The organism is Nocardioides sp. S5-5 (assembly GCF_054954065.1).
In genome coordinates, this window is sequence record NZ_CP199913.1 from 3,281,267 (window position 1) to 3,302,381 (window position 21,115).

The 21,115-nt window shown below is 73.5% G+C and carries 16 protein-coding genes; 8 read left to right on the forward strand and 8 right to left on the reverse strand.

Going from position 1 to position 21,115, the window contains the following annotated elements; translation table 11 throughout:
- Nucleotides 1-8 precede the first annotated feature (8 nt).
- Together ACUP6Y_RS15600 and ACUP6Y_RS15605 are read right to left on the reverse strand one after the other, a co-directional pair.
- On the reverse strand, nucleotides 9-3,284 hold the full coding sequence (locus tag ACUP6Y_RS15600) for a UvrD-helicase domain-containing protein (RefSeq protein WP_462551670.1): 3,276 nt from the start codon (nucleotides 3,282-3,284) through the stop codon (nucleotides 9-11).
- Nucleotides 3,281-6,544: an ATP-dependent helicase gene (locus ACUP6Y_RS15605; RefSeq protein ID WP_462551671.1), complete on the reverse strand. Its 3,264-nt coding sequence runs from the start codon at nucleotides 6,542-6,544 to the stop codon at nucleotides 3,281-3,283. The genes ACUP6Y_RS15600 and ACUP6Y_RS15605 overlap by 4 nt, the downstream gene beginning before the upstream one ends.
- Before the next feature lie 485 nt (nucleotides 6,545-7,029).
- On the opposite strand from ACUP6Y_RS15605, the gene ACUP6Y_RS15610 reads away from it, so the two are divergent.
- Together ACUP6Y_RS15610 and tpx are read left to right on the forward strand one after the other, a co-directional pair.
- Nucleotides 7,030-9,615, forward strand: coding sequence for an SCO7613 C-terminal domain-containing membrane protein (locus tag ACUP6Y_RS15610; RefSeq protein ID WP_462551672.1), 2,586 nt, complete (start codon nucleotides 7,030-7,032; stop codon nucleotides 9,613-9,615).
- 34 nt (nucleotides 9,616-9,649) lie between these two features.
- On the forward strand, nucleotides 9,650-10,141 hold the full coding sequence (tpx, locus tag ACUP6Y_RS15615) for a thiol peroxidase (protein WP_462551673.1): 492 nt from the start codon (nucleotides 9,650-9,652) through the stop codon (nucleotides 10,139-10,141).
- Between the two features lies 1 nt (nucleotide 10,142).
- Here the strand turns inward: tpx and ACUP6Y_RS15620 are convergent, their stop codons facing one another.
- Together ACUP6Y_RS15620 and moeZ are read right to left on the reverse strand one after the other, a co-directional pair.
- Entirely contained in the window at nucleotides 10,143-10,457 is a 315-nt protein-coding gene (locus ACUP6Y_RS15620) for an MGMT family protein (RefSeq protein WP_462551674.1), read from the reverse strand.
- 179 nt (nucleotides 10,458-10,636) lie between these two features.
- Nucleotides 10,637-11,845, reverse strand: coding sequence for an adenylyltransferase/sulfurtransferase MoeZ (gene moeZ, locus ACUP6Y_RS15625; RefSeq protein ID WP_462551675.1), 1,209 nt, complete (start codon nucleotides 11,843-11,845; stop codon nucleotides 10,637-10,639).
- Between the two features lie 161 nt (nucleotides 11,846-12,006).
- Between moeZ and ACUP6Y_RS15630 the strand changes: the two genes are divergently transcribed.
- From ACUP6Y_RS15630 to ACUP6Y_RS15640, 3 genes are all read left to right on the forward strand, one after another.
- Nucleotides 12,007-12,651, forward strand: a complete 645-nt coding sequence (locus ACUP6Y_RS15630) for a TetR/AcrR family transcriptional regulator (protein ID WP_462551676.1) — start codon at nucleotides 12,007-12,009, stop codon at nucleotides 12,649-12,651.
- A gap of 50 nt (nucleotides 12,652-12,701) precedes the next feature.
- The gene (locus tag ACUP6Y_RS15635; protein ID WP_462551677.1) at nucleotides 12,702-12,932 is read left to right on the forward strand and encodes a DUF3107 domain-containing protein; all 231 of its coding nucleotides are present in this window, start codon (nucleotides 12,702-12,704) and stop codon (nucleotides 12,930-12,932) included.
- A gap of 135 nt (nucleotides 12,933-13,067) precedes the next feature.
- Nucleotides 13,068-13,439: a hypothetical protein gene (locus tag ACUP6Y_RS15640; protein WP_462551678.1), complete on the forward strand. Its 372-nt coding sequence runs from the start codon at nucleotides 13,068-13,070 to the stop codon at nucleotides 13,437-13,439.
- Here the strand turns inward: ACUP6Y_RS15640 and ligD (ACUP6Y_RS15645) are convergent.
- Complete coding sequence (gene ligD, locus ACUP6Y_RS15645; RefSeq protein WP_462551679.1) at nucleotides 13,432-14,349, reverse strand: non-homologous end-joining DNA ligase; 918 nt, start codon at nucleotides 14,347-14,349, stop codon at nucleotides 13,432-13,434. The genes ACUP6Y_RS15640 and ligD (ACUP6Y_RS15645) overlap by 8 nt on opposite strands.
- Nucleotides 14,349-15,278, reverse strand: a complete 930-nt coding sequence (ligD, locus tag ACUP6Y_RS15650; RefSeq protein WP_462551680.1) for a non-homologous end-joining DNA ligase — start codon at nucleotides 15,276-15,278, stop codon at nucleotides 14,349-14,351. Before ligD (ACUP6Y_RS15650) ends, ligD (ACUP6Y_RS15645) begins: the two co-directional genes overlap by 1 nt.
- A gap of 35 nt (nucleotides 15,279-15,313) precedes the next feature.
- Here ligD (ACUP6Y_RS15650) and ku point away from each other — a divergent pair, with 35 nt between their 5' ends.
- Entirely contained in the window at nucleotides 15,314-16,225 is a 912-nt protein-coding gene (gene ku, locus ACUP6Y_RS15655; RefSeq protein WP_462551681.1) for a non-homologous end joining protein Ku, read from the forward strand.
- A gap of 13 nt (nucleotides 16,226-16,238) precedes the next feature.
- Here the strand turns inward: ku and ACUP6Y_RS15660 are convergent, their stop codons facing one another.
- A complete protein-coding gene (locus ACUP6Y_RS15660; RefSeq protein ID WP_462551682.1) occupies nucleotides 16,239-18,050 on the reverse strand; it encodes an FHA domain-containing protein in 1,812 nt (603 codons plus the stop codon).
- Between the two features lie 5 nt (nucleotides 18,051-18,055).
- Complete coding sequence (locus tag ACUP6Y_RS15665; protein WP_462551683.1) at nucleotides 18,056-19,375, reverse strand: protein kinase domain-containing protein; 1,320 nt, start codon at nucleotides 19,373-19,375, stop codon at nucleotides 18,056-18,058.
- A 120-nt stretch (nucleotides 19,376-19,495) separates the two neighbouring features.
- On the opposite strand from ACUP6Y_RS15665, the gene ACUP6Y_RS15670 reads away from it, so the two are divergent.
- Nucleotides 19,496-20,197 carry a vWA domain-containing protein gene (locus ACUP6Y_RS15670; RefSeq protein ID WP_462551684.1) on the forward strand — a complete coding sequence of 234 codons (702 nt, stop codon included), beginning with the start codon at nucleotides 19,496-19,498 and terminating at the stop codon, nucleotides 20,195-20,197.
- Complete coding sequence (locus ACUP6Y_RS15675) at nucleotides 20,194-21,093, forward strand: protein phosphatase 2C domain-containing protein (RefSeq protein ID WP_462551685.1); 900 nt, start codon at nucleotides 20,194-20,196, stop codon at nucleotides 21,091-21,093. Before ACUP6Y_RS15670 ends, ACUP6Y_RS15675 begins: the two co-directional genes overlap by 4 nt.
- The last annotated feature ends 22 nt before the right edge of the window (nucleotides 21,094-21,115 follow it).

Here is a 21,115-nt window from a genome sequence, read left to right on the forward strand (position 1 = left end):
CCGCGGCCTCACCGGAGGAGGGCCTCCACCTCCCTCCTGTCCGGCAGCTCGTCGGGCACCACGAGCTCGCCGGTCCGCACGTAGAAGAAGCCGGCCCGCACCCGCGCCGGGTCGATCCCCTCGAGCTCCGCCCACGCCAGCCGGTAGAGCGCGAGCTGCAGCGGATCGGCGTCCTGGCGGACACCGGTCTTCCAGTCGACGACGAGGTACGAGCCGTCGGGCTCGGCGTACACCGCGTCGATGCGCCCCCTCACGACTTGGCGGCGGCCATCGCCCGCGTCGAGGACCAGCGCGAACGGCGCCTCGACGGCATGTGGCTCACGGTTGCCGAACGGCCCCTCCTCGAACCGCCCGACGAGCTCCTTGAGGTCCGCCTCGTCGTCGATCCCCACGTCGGCCCGTCCCGACAGCTCGTCGGGGTCGAAGAGGCCCTGCTGCCCGAACCGGGCCTCGACCCAGGCATGGAACCGGGTGCCGAACCTCGCCGCCGGCGCCGGCGGCCGCGGCATCGGGCGGGCCAGGTCGCGGGCGAAGCCCTCCGGGTCGTCGCGCAGCCTGCCGAGCGCGGTGGCCGACAGCGACGACGGCAGCGGCACCTCCACGGCGTTGCCCGCGCCCGCCGCCAGCCGCGCCTCGGTGAGCAGCTGCTCGATCTCGGCGTCCCACTCGGCAACCCGGGCACCGGTCACGACGTCGAGGTCCGGATCGGGCGCGTCGGGGTCGGCAGCGGCCACGCGGGCCGCCGCCGCGAGCCGCAGCCGCGCCTCCTCGCCCACGCCGTCGACCGGCCACGGGCGCGAAGGGTCCTCGGCGTCGTAGGGGTTCGCCGCGCCCTTCTCCGGGCGCACCAGCCACGGCTCCGGAGCCAGCCCCCACGACGTCAGCATCTCGCGGACCGACTCCTGGTAGGACGACGGACCGTAGGGCGTCTTGCGCGGACCCCACTGGTACGACGTCACCGCGAGCCGGCGCGCGGCGCGGGTGAAAGCGACGTACCCGAGCCGCAGCTCCTCGTCGGCCTCGTGCGCCTTCGACCGCTGCCGGTAGCCGTCGAGCGCCGCCTTGTCGAAGCCGTCGAGCTGCGGGAGGTCGGCGGCGTCGCCCCGCAGCGGCGTCGGCAGCACGGCCGGGGAGGAGACCCACAGCGTCCGGCCCTGGGCGGAGGGGAACCGGGACTCGCACACCCCGACGCAGAAGACGGTGTCCCACTCCAGTCCCTTGGAGCGATGGACCGTCAGCAGCTTCACCGAGTCGGCCTCGGTCGGGGTCGCGACGTCGAGGCCGTTGCCCTGGTCGTCCTCGGCGGTGAGATACGCCAGCAGCGCCGGGAGCGTGACATCGCCGTCGACGGCCTGGAAGTCGGCGACGGCCTTGACGAAGAGGTCGAGGTTGTCGCGACGCGCCCCGGCGGCCGGGCTGACCGCGGAGGCCAGCTCCACGTCGACGCCGGTGACGTCGATGATCCGGCGGACCAGGTCGAGCAGCGGCTCCCCCACCGCGGAGCGCAGCAGCCGCAGCTCGTCGCGCAGGAGCGTGAACCGGGTCAGCGCCTCGGCGGAGTAGGCCCCCTCCCCCGGGTCGGCCAGGGCGTCGTCGAGGCAGGGGATCTCCGCGGGGTCGATGCCGTCGGCGATCGCGACGAGCTGCTCGGTGACCGACACCTGCTCGCCGGACCGGCCCCTGCGGCCGGCCAGCTCCCCGGCTCGCTGGCCGAGCAGGCGCAGGTCCCGGGGTCCGATCGCCCACCGGGGCCCGGCCAGCAGGGTGAGCAGCGCGGCGTTGTCGGTCACGTCGTGCAACAGCCGCAGGACCGCGACGATCTCGGCGATCTCCGGCAGCCGCAGCAGGCCGGAGAGACCGACGATCTCGACCGGGATGCCGGCCGTCGTGAGGGCGTCGAAGACCAGCTCGGCGTGGGCGTTGTCGCGGGTCAGCACCCCGATGTGCGCCCAGTCGCCGGCCTCGCCGCCGTGGGCCGCACGCACCGCCACGGCCAGCCACGCCAGCTCGTCGCGCTGGGTCTCGAAGGTATGGGCCTCCACCGTGCCGTCGATCGCACCCTCGGGCGCCCGGAGCCGGGCCACGCCCGCACCGCGCACCTCGAGGGCGTCGTACAGCGGCTCGGCGAGGTGGCTCGCGACGCCGAGGATGCGCCGGTCCGAGCGCCGGTTGACCGTCAGCGCGTAGGTCGCGCTCTTGCCGTCGGCCGCCGGGAAGGTCTCGGCGAAGTTGAGGATGTTGGCCACCGACGCACCGCGCCAGCCGTAGATGGCCTGGTTGGGGTCGCCCACGGCCGTGACCGCGTGTCCGAGCCCAGCGCCGGGCTCGGGGCCGGAGAACAGCCGCGACAGCATGGTCGCCTGGGCGACGGAGGTGTCCTGGTACTCGTCGAGCAGCACGACCTTGAACCGGCCACGCTCGACCGCCCCGACCTCCGGCCGCTGCGCGGCCAACCGAGCGCCCAGCTCGATCTGGTCGGAGAAGTCCATCAGGCCCAGATCGCGCTTGAGCCGACGGTACGACGCCACCAGCTCGAGCAGCTCGGCGCGCCGGTCGATCGCCGAGAGCGCCTTGTCGATCGCCTCGACGTAGGTCTTGCGGGCCTTGCCGGCCAGCTCCTGCTCACGGGCGCGCTCGAACCCGCGGCGGGCGGTGCTGTCGTGCGAGCGCACGTCGTCGGGGCCGACCAGGTGCTCGCTCATCGCGGAGTCGAGGGCGAGCAGGTTCTGGATCGCGGTCTCCGGATGGTCGGTGAGGTGCTCGATGGCGCCGGTGAACCGGTCGACCACCCGCGCGCCGAGCTGGTAGCGCGCGGCGTCGGTGACCACCCGCGTGTCGGGCTCGTGCCCGATCCGCAGCCCATGGTCGGTGAGCAGACCCGAGGCATACGCGTTGTAGGTCGCCACCGTCGGCTCCAGTACCTCGTCGACGTCGTCGTCACGACCGGGGGCCGGGTCGCCGGCGAGGTCGAGGGCACCGGCGTCGCGCAGCGCGGTGCGGATTCGCTGCCGCAGCTCGGCGGCCGCCTTCGTGGTGAAGGTCAGCCCGAGCACCTCCTCGGGACGCACCTGGCCGGTGAGCACCAGGTAGACCACGCGGGCCGCCATCAGCGTCGTCTTGCCGGACCCGGCGCCGGCGATCACCACCGCCGGGCGCAGCGGCGCGCTGATCGCCGCCCACTGCTCCTCGCTCGGCGGGAACGTCGCCTTCATCGCCCGCTGCAGCGCCTCGGGCGAGTCGATCGCCATCGGGATCGCGGCCGAGGTCGAGGTCGAGGTCGTCACTGGGACACCACCGCTCCGGCGCTCTTGGCCGGGCACAGCGACACGAAGGTGCAGGTCCGGCACTGCTGTCCGGCCACGGCCGGGAAGTGCTCCTCACGGATCAGGTGCGCCGCGTGCGACAGCCGCTCCCGCAGGTCGTCGCGCTCGGGTCCGTCCTCGGCGTGGACCGGCTGCTGCTGCACCGTGGCGTCGGGTCCGCCGTCCATCAGTCCGAGCTGGACCAGCTCGGCGCCGCCGGCCCGGTGCGGCCCGGCGCCCGGCTCACCGAGTTGCGGGTCGAGGGCGCCGTGGTCGACGGCGTACTGGTAGAGCGCGAGCTGCACGTGGGTCCTGACCGAGGTGTCGCTGGGCTTGGCGCGGCCGGTCTTCAGGTCGACCACGACCACGCGACCGTCGGCGTCGAGCTCGACCCGGTCGGCGTACCCGGTCACCTGGACCTGCTCGCCGGCCACCTCCACGACGGTCGAGAAGCGCTCCTCGCGCCCGACCAGGGTCCGCGGGTTGGCGTCGTGCCAGGCGACGAAGCGCTCGAGGGCGGCGCGCACCCGGTCGTGCTCGCGCTGCTTGGACCAGGGGGTGCGGAAGTCGAGGCGGTCCCACACCTCGTCGACGTGGGCCATCAGCGCGTCGGGGTCGGGAGGCGCGTCGCCGGAGGCCACCCGCTCGGCGAGGGCATGCACCAGCTCACCGAGGTTGGCCGACTGGTGGGCGCGCCCGACTCCGCCGGCCTCCCGGGTCAGGAACCACTGCGTGGGGCAGACCGCCAGGGAGTCGAGCATGCTCGCCGACAGCGGAACCGGCCGGTCCTCGTCGCGGATCGGCTCCGCGGAGCGACTGACCGCGCGGGTGCCCCACCAGGTGGCCGGGTCGGCGGCCGGGACGGCCGCCCTGTGGCCGACCCGCTCCCGGGAGAGCCGGGCCAGCCGTCGGGCGGCGGCGTCGCGCAGGGCGGGGTCGGCCTCCGGGTCGGCGAGGGTACGACGCAGCTCGGCCACGAGCCCGTCGAGGGAGAGCGGTCGCGGCGGGCGCCCCACGACATGGGTCACGGTCGAGCCGAGCTCGTCGAGGAAGCGCGAGGGCTGCTCGCCCTCGTCCTCGGCCGACTGCACGGCCGTCACGACGAGGCGCTCACGGGCTCGCGTACACGCGACATAGAACAGCCGGCGCTCCTCCATCAGCAGCTCCCGGACCGTGAGCGGCGGGACCACCGATCCGATCAGGCCACCGGCCCTCGACGGTCCGATCCGGTCGGCCTGGAGCAGGGTGGAGCGGCGGCGCAGGTCGGGCCAGCCCTCGGCCTGCACGTGGGCCACCACGACCAGGCGCCACTCGAGGCCCTTGCTGCGGTGGGCGGTCAGCAGGCGTACGGCGGCTCCGCGCGCTCCGCGGTCGGCGAGGGTGTCGGCCGGGATCTCCTGCTGGACCAGGCCCTCGAGGAAGGGCGCGACCGCGAGGTGCTCGCGCCGCTCGCCGGCCCGGACGGCGACGTCGAAGAGCGCGCAGATCGAGTCGAGGTCACGGTGCGCACGCCGGGCGGCGCCACCGCCGGCCTCCACCGACCGCCGCAGCCGCTGGGGCCAGCTCGTGCCGGACCACAGCGTCCAGAGCAGCTCCTCGGCACTCGCGCCGGCCTCGAGCTCGGCGCGGGCCCGGGCCAGCAGGCCGGACAGCGCGCGGGCGCGCTCGGCCTCAGGCGCGTCGATCGAGGCGAGGTACGACGGGTCGAGCACCGCGAGCCGGACCAGCTCCCGCGAGCCGCGCGGCGTGCCGCCGCTCTCCTGACACAGATCCTTCTCCCGGTTGCGGAGCAGGCGCGCGAGCCGGCGCACGTCACCGGCGTCGAGACCGCCGAGCGGACCGGTCAGCAGCGCCTCGGCCCGCGACGCGTCGACGTGCTCGACGTGCTCGGGGTCGACGTCGTCGAGGTGGACGACCGCCCGCACCGCGTCGAGCAACGGCAGCACGGCGGGGTCCCTGACGAGCGGCACCTCGTCGCGCGCGACCTCCACCGGCACGCCGGCCGCGCCCAGCGCCCGCCGGAGCGGCGCGATGCTCCCCCGGCCCGACCGCACCAGCACGGCCATCTCGTCCCACGCGATGCCGTCCTCGAGGTGCGCTCGCCGGAGCAGGTCGGCGAGGTGCTCGGCCTCGGCTCGCTCGGTGTCGAAGGTGCGGACCTGCACCCGCCCCGGTCCGTACGACGTCCCCTCGGCCTGAGGCGCCAGGAATCGTTCCCTCACCTCGACGGGGATGGTGCCCCGCAGCCCGATCCGACCCGCGACCCGCTGGGCGGGCGCGAGGATCCCGGGGCCGAAGCGGCGCACGGTGCGCAGCGCCACGACCTCGGCAGGCGAGCCGTCGGCACGAGGGAACTCGGTCGGGAACTCCAAGATCCCGCGCACCTCCGCGCCGCGGAACCCGTAGATCGACTGGTGTGGGTCGCCGACCGCGACGAGGTCACGTCCGTCTCCGGCGATCGCCCGCAGCAGCGCCACCTGCCCCGGATCGGTGTCCTGGTACTCGTCGACGAAGACGTGACGGAACTGCTCGCGGAGCTCGTCGCGGTGGTCCTCCGCCTCGATCCGCGCCCGCCGGATCAGGTCGGCGTAGTCGGTGGCGCCGAGGGAGTCGAGGGAGTCGAGGTACTGCTCGAGGAAGAGGCCGGCGGCGACGTACTCGTCGATGTCCTCGGCCTCCCCCAGCCGGCGCAGCGCCTCTCCGTCGAGGCCCTTCTCCCGGGCCCGGCCGAGGACGGCATGCACCTCACGCGCGAATCCGCGGGTCGCCACCGCCTGCCGGAACCGGTCCGGCCAGCGCACCGACTCCGGATGGTCGGCGAGCAGCTCGCGCAAGATGACGTCCTGCTCGGGCGCGGACAGCAGGCGCAGCGGAGCCTCGTAGAGGCCGGCCGGCGCGTAGCGGCGGACCAGCGCGTAGGCGAAGGAGTGGAACGTCGAGCTCAGCTGGGTGCCGGTCGTGCGCCCCAGCCGCGCCGTCACCCGGTCGCGCAGCTGGTCGGCGGCCTTGCGCGAGAAGGTCAGCGCGAGCACCTGGTCGGGCCGCGCTCCTCGCCGCTCGATCCGGTCGACGACGGCCTCGACGAGCGTCGTCGTCTTGCCGGTCCCGGGACCGGCAAGGACGAGCAGCGGACCGCCCGGGTGGTCGACGACCTGGCGCTGGTGGACGTCGAGCTCCGGCACCGCGGCGGCCGGAGGGGCCGGGGCGAAGCGGTAGCCGGTCGGAGCGGTCGAGGAGTCCACGGACGCCACTCAACCACCCCGGTACGACACAACGTCGGCGGTCCTCGTACCGGGCGGAAAAAGGTGAAGGGCCCTCGTGAGTATGAGTCACAAGGGCCCTTCGGGTGACCGGTACTGGTGACGCTCCCGATCGATCGTCCGGCTGCTGCGATCCCGCGAGCCTCGTCACCCGGCTCGCGCGGCCGGCGTCCCCGTGAGGGGCAGCCTCGCTCCGACCCGAAGGTCTCGGCCTGGCCGGCTGGATCGACGCCTTCCGGCTGATCCCGCTCTCCCGAAGGAGGGCGTGGGAGAAGTTCTACGCCCGTCCATCGCGGGGCCGCAAGGGGTTTCCCCAGGTTTTTCGAGGGTTTCTCGTTGTCCACCGGCGCTCGGCGTGTCGTCCACAGCAGGCACCGACCTTCTCCACAGGAGGCCGCTCGTCGTCCCCAGGTGGTGGGGAATCCTGTGGAGAGACCGGCCGACTGAGTACGGACACTCAACCGACATTGAGTGACGGCCTGCTGTCGAACGAGTACGCGAGGTGGCGCAATGGAGCCATGCGCTACGCCGACCCGCTGCTCTGTCCCGACTGCCGCACGGCCCTGCCGCCCGGTGTGCCCGTCTGCCCGACCTGCGACCTGCTGGTCCGCCACCCGCTGGCCGTCGACCTGTTCGGCACGCTCCAGCGCGCCGACGGGATCCTCGCCCGGCTGCGGACCGAGAGCGACGCCTTACCTGGCACGCGGGTCACACCGGCCGCTCCCGCCACAGCGGCCGCGCCCGGCGCCCTCGGCGGGCCGCTCGTCCCACCGGCCGCGCCGATGCCGGCCAAGCGCGCGGCCTCGGCCGGCCTTCCGCCGTACCCGGCCCCGACCTCCCCGAGCGCCCCGGCCGCGCCACGACCGGCCGGCGTGTCGTTCGCGTCGGTCCCCAAGGTCCTCCTCGGGCTCGGGGCGTTCTGCCTGCTCGTGGCAGCGGTGATCTTCCTGGCCGTGTCGTGGTCGACACTCGGGGTCGGCGGCCGCACCGCCGTCCTCGCCGGCCTCACCCTGACCGCGGGCACCGGGGCGCTGCTGCTGCACCGGGTCGGACTGCGGATCGCCGGAGAGTCGCTCGTCGTCGTGGCGCTCGGGATGCTGGCACTCGACGTCGTGGGCGCCGGGGCGGCCGGCTGGTTCAGCGACGCAGGTCCCGCGGCCATCACCTGCGCGAGCGGCGGCGTGGTGGCGCTGGCAGCCGTCGTGCTCGGTCTGGTCCGGGTCTCCGGCCAGCCCCGACTGGTCGCGCCGCAGGTGATCGCCGGACTCGCCCTCGTGGTCACCTACGGCGGCGCGGTCGGCGCCGTCGACCACGGGCTGGTCGCCGGCCACGTCGTCGTCGCGGTCGGCGTCGCCGCCGTGCTGCTGGGTCGCCTCACGCACGCCCCCGTGCTGCTCTGGAGCACCGCCACCGGGTCCGCCATCGCCTGGCTGGGCACCGCCGGCGCCGGGTTCGTCGAGTCGGTGCTGAACCCGGACCTCCACCAGCTCTGGGTCGACGGCTCGGGCTGGTCGCTGCTGGTCAGCGCCGCCGCGCTGCTCGTCCCCGGTGCCGTCGCCCGACACCGTGGCCTGCTGCTCGCCGGGGCGAGCGGCGCCGCGATGCTCGTGACCGTCGTGCTCACCCTGCCGTGCGTCGACACCGACGCGCGCACCGTCGGCCTGGTCGCCCTCGGTACGACGGCCGCCTGGGTCCTCGCGCTCGGCGTGCTGCCGCGCCCGGCCCGGATCGTCGCCCTCGCGCCGGCGGGCGCCGGGAGCCTGGTGCTCCTGTCCCTGGCACTCGAGACCACCGGCACCGCGCTGGACCGCTGGAGCCTGCTGGGCGACACCTTCACCGAGCCGTTCGGCGTCCGGCTGACCGGGCCCGACGCGGCCACCGAGCCGCTGCTGCTCGTGCCGTCGCTGCTCACCGCGCTCGCTGGTGTCGCGCTGGTCGACCGTGACCGCACCCGGCGCACGCTGCCCGTCTGGGGCCGGGTCGCGGCCCTGGTCGCCGGGGTCGGCGCCGCCGTCACCGTCGCGTCGTACGACGTGGCGCTGGCCGCGCCGCTCGCCGTGCTGACCCTCGTCGCCCTGGCCGCGATCGCGCTCGCCCTCCGCACGACCGGGGCCGAGGCGCCGGTGTGGGCCGTCGTCGGCGCGGCCACCGCCTCCGGGACCGGGCTGGGCGCGCTGCCGAGCGACGGTCTGACCCTGGCGGCCACCGCCCCGCTCGCCGCCGCGCTCGTCGCCCTGGCGCTCACCGGCCGGCACCCGGCCACCCGGGTCGTGGCCGGCCTCAGCGCCCCGGCGGCGCTCGGGCTGGCGACCGCGGCCGCGGCCATGGTGATCGGCGAGGACCCCGCCTGGGTGGCGGTCCCGGTGCTCCTCGCCGTGGGGGTCCTCGCGCTGGCCCTCCCGCGGCTCGACGTCGAGGTCCCGACGATCCTGGTGGCGCTCGCCGCGTTCCCGGTCTCGCTGACCACCACCTCCGACCCGGGCGGCTACGCCGCGCTGTGGCTGACCGTCGCCGGCTTCGTGGTCGGGGCGACGGCGCTGCTGCACGAGTCCCGCCGCGCGTGCGCGTACGCGAGCACCGCGCTCCTGCTGGTGGCCAGCTGGGTGCGGCTGGCGGACCTCGAGGTCACGGCACCGGAGCCGTACACCCTGCCGTTGGCCGTGGGCCTGCTCGGCCTGGGCGGGTGGCGGCTGCGGCGCTCGGCCCACGTCGGGACCGTCGAGGCGCTGCTGCCGGGGCTGCTGCTGGCGACCATCCCCTCGCTGCTGTGGGTGCTCGACGACCCCGTGTCACTGCGGGCGCTGGCCCTCGGCGCGGCCTGTCTGGCGCTGACCGTCGCGGGCGCGAGCCTGCGCTGGAGCGCGCCGCTGGTGGTCGGCGCGAGCGTCGGCGCGGCGGTCGTGCTGCGCGAGCTGGGGCCCTACGCCGGGGAGTTCCCGAAGTGGGTCTGGATCGGCCTCGCGGGCGCGCTGCTGACGGTCGTCGGCATCACCTGGGAACGCCGCCTGCGCGACGTGCGTCAGGCGGTCGGGGTCCTCGGTCGGCTCCGGTGACGGACGACTGGTGGCGACCTGCTAGACAAGGCACATGGCTACCACTGCACTCGGGGGGAACCCCGTCACCACCGTCGGCGAGCTGCCTGCCGTCGGCTCCGCCGCCCCGTCGGTCTCCCTGGTCGGCGCGGACTTCGGCTCCGTCACCCTCCCGGAGGGCCAGCGCACGGTCCTCAACATCTTCCCGAGCATCGACACCGGCACCTGCGCCGCGAGCGTGCGCAAGTTCAACGAGCTCGCCGCCGGGCTCGACAACACCACCGTCATCAACGTCTCCCAGGACCTCCCGCCGGCGCTGGGCCGGTTCTGCGGCGCCGAGGGCATCGACAACGTCCAGGTCGGCTCCGCCTTCCGCTCCTCCTTCGGTGAGGACTACGGCGTGAAGATGACCGACGGCAAGCTCGAGGGCCTCTTCGCCCGCTCGATCGTCGTGCTCGACGCCGACGGCACGGTGCTCCACTCGCAGCTCGTCCCCGAGATCGCGAACGAGCCCGACTACGACGCCGCCGTCGCGGCGCTGGCCTGATCTAGTCCCCCGTCGCCGGATCCCAGAAGGCCCGGCGCATGTCGAGGGCGCCGCTGCCGCTGCGCAGCGGCGTTCCCTCGGCGAGGTACTGCTCGCGGGCCCGGTCGTCGTGGCTCGGCGGAAGCGTGCCGTCGGCGCGCACGACCCGCCACCACGGCACCGGGCCGCCGTACCTCGCCATCACCGACCCCACCTGACGGGGTCCGCCGCCCGCCACGGCCGCCACGGCGCCGTACGTCGTCACCCGGCCCGGCGGGACCTGCTCGACCAGCTCGAGCACCCGCTCGACGTACCCCTCGTCCACGAGGTCGATCATGCCGTGGACCCCGGACAGGCCGAGAGCCCCGTCCGGACGGACGGGGCTCTCGGGTGCTCCCTCGGTGCGCCCCCTCCCCACGAGAAGGCACATCTTCCGATTGGTGCGGCGCGGCCGTGGCCACGTGCATGGATCAACGACGACACGGCGTAGCGGTTACGCCGTGCGTCGTCGGGAGGTCAGTACGACGGCTGGCTCGGGTCGATCTGGTTGACCCAGGCGACGACGCCGCCGCCGACGTGGACCGCGTCGTCGTACCCGGCGCCCTTGATGATCGCCAGGCACTCGGCCGAGCGCACGCCGCTCTTGCAGTGCAGGACGACCTGCGTGCCGGAGTCGACCGGCGGCAGCTGGGACAGCGCGTTGCCGTTGAGGAACTCGCCCTTGGGGATGAGGACCGCGCCGGGGATGTGGTTGATCTCGGCCTCGGCGGGCTCGCGGACGTCGACGAGGACGAAGTCGCGGCTGCCCTCCTCCTTCTCCTTGACCATCGAGGCGAGCTGGGTCACCGAGATGGTGGCGTCGGCCGCGGCGTCGGCGGCCTCCTCGGAGATCGCGCCGCAGAAGGCGTCGTAGTCGATCAGGCCGGTGACGGTGGGGTTCTCGCCGCACAGCGCGCAGTTGGGGTCCTTGCGGACCTTCAGCTTGCGCCACTCGAGCTCGAGGGCGTCGTAGATGACGAGCTTGCCGATGGCCGGCTCGCCCGCGCCGATGAGCAGCTTGATCGCCTCGTTGACCTGGATCGAGCCGATGGAGGCGCACAGCACGCCCAGCACGCCGCCCTCGGCGCAGGAGGGCACCATCCCCGGCGGCGGCGGCTCGGGGTAGAGGCAGCGGTAGCAGGGGGCGTCGTCGGCCATGGTCGGCGCGAAGACCGAGGCCTGGCCGTCGAAGCGGTAGATCGAGCCCCAGACGTAGGGGATGCCGAGGAAGTACGCCGCGTCGTTGACCATGTAGCGGGTGGCGAAGTTGTCGGTGCCGTCGACGATCAGGTCGTAGCCGCGGAAGACGTCCATGACGTTGTCGTTGTCGAGGCGCTCCTCGTGGAGGACCACCTCGATGAGCGGGTTGATCTCGTGGATCGACTCCTTGGCCGAGAGCCCCTTCGGCTTGCCGAGGTCGGACATGCCGTGGATGACCTGGCGCTGCAGGTTGGACTCGTCGACCTCGTCGAACTCGGCGATGCCAAGCGTGCCGACGCCGGCCGCGGCCAGGTAGAGCAGCGCCGGGCTGCCGAGGCCGCCGGCGCCGATCACGAGCACCTTGGCGTTCTTGAGGCGCTTCTGACCGTCCATCGCGACGTCGGGGATGATCAGGTGGCGGCTGTAGCGGCGGACCTCGTCGATGGTCAGCTCGGCGGCCGGCTCGACCAGCGCGGGAAAGCTCACGGCGTACTCCTCGGGTACTGCAGGTGGAAGGGGGGTCCAGGACGCAACACTGCGGCGGCCCCGGCTGTTCCCTCGATGCCTCCATCGTCCCTGCCGAGTCCAGGAGCCGGTCACCACGTCCCGCCATCCGGACCCCGGCTACCAGCGAGTAGGCTCGGGTCGTGGTGACCGAGCAGTTCGACCTGGACGAGCCGCGGCCGCGCGGCGTACGACTCCCGCGGCGCGAGCGACGTGCTCAGCTGCTGTCCGCCGCCCTCGAGGTCTTCGTCGCCCAGGGCTACCACGCCGCGGCGATGGACGACATCGCCGAGCGGGCCGGGGTGTCGAAGCCGGTGCTCTACCAGCACTTCCCCGGCAAGCTCGAGCTCTACCTCGCCATCCTCGACGCGGCGTGCGACTCGATCATCGCCAACTGCCGGCGCGCGCTGGAGTCCACCCAGGACAACAAGCAGCGCGTGGCAGCGGCGATCGACGCCTTCTACGCGTACGTCGGCCACGACACCGGCGCGTTCCGGCTCGTGTTCGAGTCCGACCTGACCAACGAGCCCGCCGTGCGGGGACACGTCGACCGGGTGACGACCGAGTGCGCGGCGATGATCGCGGCGGTCATCGAGGATGACACCAACCTCCCGGCCGCGGCCTCCCAGCTGCTCGCCGTCTCCCTGGTGGGCATGGCGCAGGTCAGCGCCCGGTTCTGGCTGACCGAGAACGAGGGCGCCATGGCCGGCCTGACCCGTGACGACGCCACGGCCCTGGTCGCCGGGCTGGCCTGGCGTGGCATCCGGGGCTACCCGCTCGAGCACTGAGCCACCAGCGTCTGGCTAGGCTGGCGTCCCCACCAACGAGGAGTGTGACCATGACCGTCGAGGTCAAGATCGGTGTGCAGAACACCGCCCGCGAGCTCACCATCGAGACCGACGAGTCCAACGAGGCGGTCGCGAAGCAGGTCGCGGACGCCATCGCCGCGGCCGACGGCGTGATCACGCTGACCGACACCAAGGGCAAGGTCACCGTCGTCCCGGCCGCCAAGCTCGCCTACGTCGAGATCGGCCGCAGCACGGCCGGCCAGGTCGGCTTCCGCTCCTGACCCTCGGGGGAACTCCGCGGCCCCCTCGCGGGCGCTGTGCTCTGCGCCGCCCTGGACCCGGCGAACGTGGTCGCCCCGGCCGCTGTCCGGCCGTTGCGCTCCGCCTGACCGGTCCCGCGGGCCTACACTGGGGTCGTGAGCGCGAAGCGGTCCTACGAGTACGCGCGCCTGTGGGTGCCGCTGTACGACGCTGCCGCGCTCGCCGTGACCCGGCCGGTCTACCTGATCGAGGCCGCCGACGGCTTCGAGGGCATCGCCGCGGAGAAGAACACCACGTTGATGGGGCTGTTCACCGAGCTGGGCCGCGCGGGCTGGCGCATCGACATGGCCGCGCAGCGGGTCGACCATCCCTCGCCGGAGTTCCAGATGCTCATCGACGCCACCCTCGACGAGGCCGACCACGCCGTCTCCCCCGACGAGGTGGCGCACGCGGTCGGCTCGGGCGGCGACCCGGCCGGGGTCGTCAGCGAGTTCGACGTCTACGGCATGCGCCGACGGGTCAGCTGAACAGGTCGCCACACTCCTCGACGCGCTCCAGGACCTGCGTCGGCGTGAACTGGTCGAGCCCGAGCGGGTCCTGCGCGCCCGCGGCGACCTCGTCCCACCCGATCGGCGTGGCGACCTGCGGGCGGGGGGTGCCGCGCAGCGAGTACGGCGCGACGGTGGTCTTCGAGCCGGCGTTCTGCGACCAGTCGAGGAACACCTTGCCGCGGCGGCGGGCCTTGGTCATGGTCGCGGTGACCAGCTCCGGGGAGGAGGCCTGCAGCTCCTCGGCGATCTCCTTGGCCAGCTCGCTGGTCTCGGCCGGGGGCAGCGGCTTGGCGAGCGGGGCGTAGAGATGCAGGCCCTTGCTGCCGCTGGTGACCGCGGTCGTGTCGAGGTCGCGCGCGGCGAGTGCCTCCCGCACGCGCTGGGCGACCTGGCAGCACTCGTGGAGGCCCGCGGGCTCACCGGGGTCGAGGTCGATCACGATCCGGTCGGCACCGACCGGCTCGTCGTCCGCGTCCACGCTCCACTGGTGGACGTGGAGCTCGAGGGCGGCCAGGTTGACCGCCCAGACCAGGGTCGGGAGGTCCTCGATGATCGGGAAGACCAGGGTGTCGCCGTGCCGGCTCGGGCCGCGGCTGCCGGTGGTCGGCACCTCCGCGGTGCGCACCCAGCTCGGGGTGCCGCGGGGTGCGTTCTTCTCGAAGAAGCTGAGGTCGCCGACGCCGTGCGGCCAGCGGATCCGGGTCACCGGGCGGCCGGCGAGGTGCGGCAGCAGCACCGGCGCGACCCGCACGTAGTAGTCGAGCACCTCGCCCTTGGTGGTGCCGGTGCTCGGGTAGAGCACCTTCTCCAGGTTGGTCAGCCGCAGCGTGCGGCCCTCGACGTCGACGTGGACCTCGCTTCGGGGGTGGTCGGCCTTCTTGGGCATCACAGGTCCTCGGGGGTCAGGTCGGTGCGCACACCCTGGTACGACGGCTGCCGGAGCCGCTCGTAGCCCAGACCGTGGGTGTCGATGTCGACGACGACGACCGGCTCCACCCACGTGGTCCCGTCGGCGTCGACTCGCGGCACCTCGTCGGCGAACGGGCTGGTCGCGCGGATCAACGGCGCCAAAAGGGCGGTGAGGGTCCGCGACTGCCTCGGGCCGACCCCGCTGCCCACCCGGCCCCGGAACGCCAGTCCGGCGGCGGTGGGCTCCCCGACCAGCAGCGCGGCCAGGCGGTCGGTCGTGCCGACCTGGGGCCGCCAGCCGCCGACCACGAACGAGCCGCGGTGCCGGTGCGGGAGCTTCAGCCAGTGGTGGCTGCGCTCCCCGGGCCGGTAGGTGGAGTCGCGGCGCTTGCTGACGATGCCCTCGAGCCCCTGGGCGCGGGTCGCCTCGTAGAGCATCACCCCGTCGTCGTACTCGACGGGGACCTGCCAGCCGGACCGGGTGAGGTCCACCTCGGCGAGCCGGCGGCGGCGCTCGTGCAACGGGAGCCCGCAGAGATCCTCGCCGTCGAGGCGGAGCAGGTCGAAGACCATGTAGGTCACCGGGATCCGCGCGGCGAGCCGGGCGACCGTGGTGGCGTTGCGGACGTGCATCCGCTCGGCCACGACACGGAAGTCGGGCACGCCGCGCTCGTTGAGCGCGATGATCTCGCCGTCGACCACGGCGTCCCGGACCCCGGCGGGCGGGGTCGCCAGATCCGGCCAGGCCGGCGTGATCCGGTTGCCGTTGCGGCTGGTCAGCGTGACCGTGCCGCCGGTGACCGCGCCGAGCGCCCGCACGCCGTCCCACTTCACCTCGTGGCACCACTCCTCGCCCCGCGGCACGTGGCTGCCCGGCGTGGCGAGCATCGGGCGGAGTTCGGACACGCGCCCATCCTGTCAGGACCGCGTAGGCTCGCCCCATGCGTGCGATCTGGAAGGGGGCCGTGTCCTTCGGCCTCGTCAGTGTGCCGGTCAAGCTCTACAGCGCGACCGAGAGCCACGACGTGTCGTTCCGTCAGGTCCACGCCAAGGACGGCGGCCGGATCAAGTACCAGCGGATCTGCGCCATCGACGGCGAGGAGGTGCCGTACTCCGACATCGCGAAGGGGTACGAGACCGAGGACGGCGAGATGGTCATCCTCACCGAGGACGACCTGGTCAACCTGCCCACGACCTCCTCGCGCGAGATCGCGGTCGAGAAGTTCGTGCCGAGCGACCAGATCGACCCCCTGCTGTTCGAGAAGTCCTACTACCTCGAGCCCGAGGGCACCGGCGCCAAGCCGTACGCGCTGCTGCGACAGGCGCTGATCGACGCCGACCGGATGGCGGTCGTGACCGTCGCGCTGCGCCAGCGGGTCTCCACCGCGGTGCTGCGGGTGCGCGAGGACGTGATCGTGCTGCAGACCATGATGTGGCCCGACGAGATCCGCAAGCCGGACTTCAGCGTCGAGACCGGCGAGGTCAAGGACGCCGAGGTGAAGATGGCGCACATGCTCGTCGAGACCCTCTCCGGCGACTTCGACCCGACCGAGTTCGAGGACGACTACGCCGACGCGGTGCTGTCCGTGGTCCAGGCCAAGATCGAGGGCGGCGAGGTGCAGCGCACCGAGACCTCGGCCAAGACCGGCGGCGAGGTGGTCGACCTGCTCGCCGCCCTGCAGCGCTCGGTCGAGGCGGCGAAGTCCTCGCGTGGCGAGACCGAGGAGAAGGCACCGGCCAAGAAGACCGCTGCCGCCAAGAAGACCGCTGCCGCGAAGAAGGCTCCGGCGAAGAAGACCGCGGCCAAGAAGACGGCGGCGAAGAAGGCCGCGCCCAAGAAGAAGGCCAGCTAGTGTCCCGTCGCGCCTAGTGGTCCGTCTCGGCCTCGGCCTTGTCGATCAGGTCCTTGACCACGTCGATCGACCGGATCCGGCCGCTGGTGATCGTGCTGCCCTCAGCGGCGAACAGCGACGTCGGGATGCCGATCAGCTGGCCGTCCTCGTTGATCGCCATGCCGCCGGAGTTGCCGGGGGCGATCCGGGCGTCGGTGTCGAGCTCGGAGCGCGGGCCGAGGTCGGGGTCGTTGAGGACCGTGGAGATGACGCCGGTGGTGACCGTGATCGACTCGCCGTCGCCGGCGACGGCGGGGAAGCCCAGCACGGTGACGCTGTCGCCGGCACGCAGGTCGTCGGAGCTGCCGATCGGGACCGTCGGGAGGTCGAGTCTGCCGTCGATCGGCCCGCCGTTCTCGTCGGCGTAGATCTGGACGACCGCGACGTCGAGGCTGCCGTCGGCCTCGACCACGCGGGCGCGGTAGGCGGCCGGGGCGTTGGTGTCGGTCATGCCGTCGGTCAGCGAGATGAGCAGGTAGTCGGGGTCGGCGATACGGACCTCGTCGCCGTACTTCTCCGCCAGGCCGGGCGACTCGGGCGCCGCGACGTGGGCGTTGGTCAGGATCAGGCCGTCGGAGCGGATGATCGAGCCGGAGCCGTGGTAGGTGCCGGTGTTGGACGGGTCGTCGACCAGGTGGCTGTCGGCGGTGATCTTGACCGTGGCGGCCTTCGCGGCCTCCAGCACGTCGGTGTGGCCGCCCCGCGGCTTCGCCGGCTCGTCGCGGCCGACCAGGAACGCCACGCCGACGGCACCGGCGACCAGCAGCAGCACGGCGGCGATGCCGCCGAGGATCGCCAGGCGCCTCCCGAGCCGGCGACGGGCGATCCGCCGCTCCTCCTCGGCCGCCGACAGGATCGGCACCAAGGTGAGCTCGGGCCCCGCGACCGGGTGCCCGAGGCGCAACCCGAGCCGCTCGTCGAAGCGGGTCGTGGCGACCCGGCGACCATCGCGGAAGGTGCCCTCGTTGGACAGGTTGGTGTACGTCCAGCCGCCCGGCAGCGGGTCGATCCGGCCGTGGACGCGCGAGCAGGACGGGTCCCCGATGACGACGGTGCAGTCGCTGCGCCGGCCGACGGTGATCGAGGTCGGGTGGCGGAACCGGTGCTCGCGGCCCTCGGCGACCAGCAGCAGGTCGGGGCCGGTGCGCGGTGCGGGGCCGGCGCCGGGCGCGCCGGCCGGCCGCTGCATGGCGAGGATCTGCGTGGCGTCGTTGCCGGAGATCGCCGGCGGCGGGCCTGGTGCCGCAGCGGGGCGGGCGCCCGCGGCCGGCGGCGCCCACGCGGGCGGGGGCATCGGCGTGCCCAGCGGCGGGGTGGCGGGCGGGGTGGCGGGCGGCGTCGACGGGGGCTGCGACGGGGGCAGGGGCGGCGGCGCGACCGGGTACGGCGGCCGGGTCGCCTCGTCGACGACGTACGACGGCGCGGGCGGCCCCGCGGAGGCGAGCGGCGGCGGAGCGGGCGCGACGGGGGTGGCCGCGGCGAGGTCGTACTCCTCGGCGGGGATGATCGCGAGCGTGGAGCCGGGGGCGGGCGGGCCACAGCGCACCGCGATCCGGCGCTCGATCGGGTACTCGGTGACCCGCTCGTCGTCGACATAGGTGCCGAACTGGCTGCCGTCGTCGACCAGCACCCAGCCGTACTCCGTCACCTGGAGCTCGGCGTGCTGGCGCGAGACCGAGCCGGCGGTGAGCACGACGTCGGCCTCGATGGCGCGCCCGATCCGGTAGGACGCCTTGCCCTCGAGGCGCAGGACCCGGCCCTCGACCTCGACCACGAGTGCGGACACGACGCTCACCCCTGCCCGTTCGGCACCGGCCGGCGTACCTGCACCGTGGCGTTGCGGAGCTGGATCCGGGCGCCCTCGACCAGCTCGATGGTGCGGTCCGGCTCGAGCAGGAAGCTCTGGCCGCCCGGGTAGGCGACCGGCCAGGAGAAGTCGGAGGCGTTGTGGAGCCCCCAGCGATCGGGTGCGTCGGGGTGGCGGCGGACCTGACCGAGCACCTGCGGGTGGTCGACGCCGGAGGTCAGGTGGTCCGAGCGCAGCGTGGTCTGCGGGCCGACGGCGAGGACGCGCCGCCCGACGTGGAGCAGGTACGGCGGGCGCACCTGGGTGCGGTCCTGCCAGCAGGTCACGCTGTCCTCGCCGGGGCTCCAGAAGTTGGTCGTGCCGCAGGTCGGGCAGGCCAGCATCCCGTCGCGGAGCCGGTCGAGCGCCTTGATCCACTGGCCCTCGGTGACCCGGGCGCCGGGGTTGTCCATGCCGTCGACGAACGCCTGGACGAACAGGTCGCGCAGGAACTGCGGGTAGATGCTCCAGTACTGCTGCACGATCTGCGCCGGCCGGTTCTCGGCGCGCGTGGGGTGCATGCAGAACAGCGGGTCGGTGCCGAAGTGGGTCATCAGCCAGTGCGCGTCACGCATGCCGGCATCGGTGCGCGCGCCCTCGAGCGGGTGGCCGAGCAGGAGCGAGTAGAACAGCAGCACGGCCAGCGAGTGGCGGTCGGTGTCGGTGTTGGGCAGCGTGCGGTAGGTCGTGTCGCGGACCACCTCGGGCGCCATGAAGTACGGCGTGCCGAGCACCCGGCCGGTGCCGTTGTCGATGCCGACGTTGTCGTTGTCGCAGATCAGCACGTCGCCGTTGCCCGGGTCGAAGAAGACGTTGCCGAAGGAGATGTCGCGGTAGCACAGGCCGCGGGCGTGCAGCCGCAGGAAGCTGTAGCTGAGCTGGCGGCACAGCTCGATGATCGAGGCGAAGGAGACGTCGAGCGGCCTGCCGTCGCGGTCGGCGTTGAGGAGCAGGTAGCTGAGCTCGAGGTAGCGAGGGTGTCGCAGATGCATGACGTAGCCGAAGCTCGGCTCGGTGCCGACCCGCGCCATGCTCAGCGGCCACAGGAACCGCTGGTGCGGTGAGCCGATCTCGACGAGCTGCTGCATCTCGTCGTACTGCTGGGCAGTGGCGCTCTCGGGCTTGTACCACTTGAGCGCCAAGGGCTCACCGGAGTCGCGGCGCACCTCGAACACGTAGCCCTGGCCGCCCTGGCCGAGCAGCGACGTGACCCGGGCGCGCCCCAACGGCCCGAGGTCGACCTCGACGCCCTCTGCCAGCACCATGGGTGTGCCCGACCTCCGTTATCGCGTTCGTTGACCCGTGACAGGCTATAACCTCGACAGAACGGGAATGGTTGAAACCCGACGCCCCGGTGGAAGCCGGCGCCAGAAGGAGGGCAAGCGATGAGCGATCGGCTCGGCGGCGCGCTGGCGCGCAAGCCGCTGCACTTCATCTTCGTGCTCGACGTGTCGGGCTCGATGCTGCGCGGCGGTCGCATCCAGGCGCTCAACAACGCGATCACCGAGGTCCTGCCCCACCTCAAGGACGAGGCACGGGCCAACCCCCATGCCGAGATGCTGGTGCGGGTGCTGGCCTTCGCCAACGAGCCGCAGTGGGTCATCGAGGAGCCGACCCCGGTCGACCAGATCCACTGGAGACGGCTCGAGGCGGTGCCGCGCGGCTTCACCGAGCTCGGCAGCGCCCTGCAGACCCTCGCCGGCGCGCTCGACCACCTCGACGAGTCCAACAGCGCGTTCCCGCCCGCGATCATCCTGGTCTCCGACGGCCGGCCCACGCAGAGCAGCGGCGTCACCTTCGCCGAGGGGCTGCAGGCGCTGCTCAACAACCGGTGGGGGGCCACCGCCGTACGGCTGGCACTGGGCGTGGGCCGCGACGCCGACATGCACTCGCTGCGCCGCTTCATCGGCGACGAGGAGGTGCCGCTGCTGCGGGCCGACAACCCCGAGCAGCTCGTCGAGTACATCGTCTGGGCGTCCAAGGCGGCCAGCAAGGTCGCCTCACGGCCCGTCGTCGGTCCCGGCTCCGGCGTGACCGCGGTTCCGCCGAGCCCGATCGGCGACCCGATCTGGAGCACCCTGGGATGACGGACCGGCCGGACGCCGATCCGGTGTGGACGGCGCTGTCGGGTACGACGATCGGCTCGGTCCACGTCCGCGACCGGCTGCCGATCCAGGACGCGGTCCACACCTGGAGCTCCGCGGAGCCCGGTCAGACCGTGGTCGCCGTCGCCGACGGGCACGGCCACAAGCTGCACTTCCGCAGCGACACCGGTGCGGCGCTCGCGGTGGTGAGCGCGATCGAGGAGCTGCGCCGGATCCTGCCGGGCGTGGCGGCTGCCCGTGACGACCGCGACGCCGCCGGGGACCTGCTGCGCGGCGCGGCGGCCGGACTCGTCGACACCTGGACCGCCAAGGTCCGCCACCACGCCGAGGCGCACCCGTTCACGGACGCGGAGCTGGAGCTCGGCGCCGGCGAGGACGCCCTGCGCCCCTACGGCACGACCGTGCTCGCCGCCGCGGCCGTCGACGGCCTGATGCTCTTCCTCCAGATCGGCGACGGCGACACCGTGCTGGTGTCCGGCGACGGCACCGCGTCCCGGCCACTGCCCGAGGATCCCGACCTCGACGGCCTGCACACCAGCTCGCTGTGCCAGCCGCGCCCCCTCGACGCACTGCGGAGCGCGGTGCTCGACGTACACGAGCGCGACGTCGCGCTGGTCTTCTTGTGCACCGACGGCTTCGGCCGCTCCCGGGTCGACGCCGACGGGTGGTGGCGCCAGACCGGCGAGCAGCTGCTCGAGTTCGCCCGGGCACGTGGTCTGGGCTGGGTGCGCGAGCAGCTGCCCGAGTGGCTGGCCGAGCCGGCGCTCATCGGCGGCGACGACACCACGATGGCACTGCTGGTCCGCCGCGACGTCGCCGGGACCGACCGGCCGGACCTCGCCGACACTGTCCCGGTGCCGGAGGCCGCCGACGGCTGAGCCTGCGCCACGAAGCAAGCGA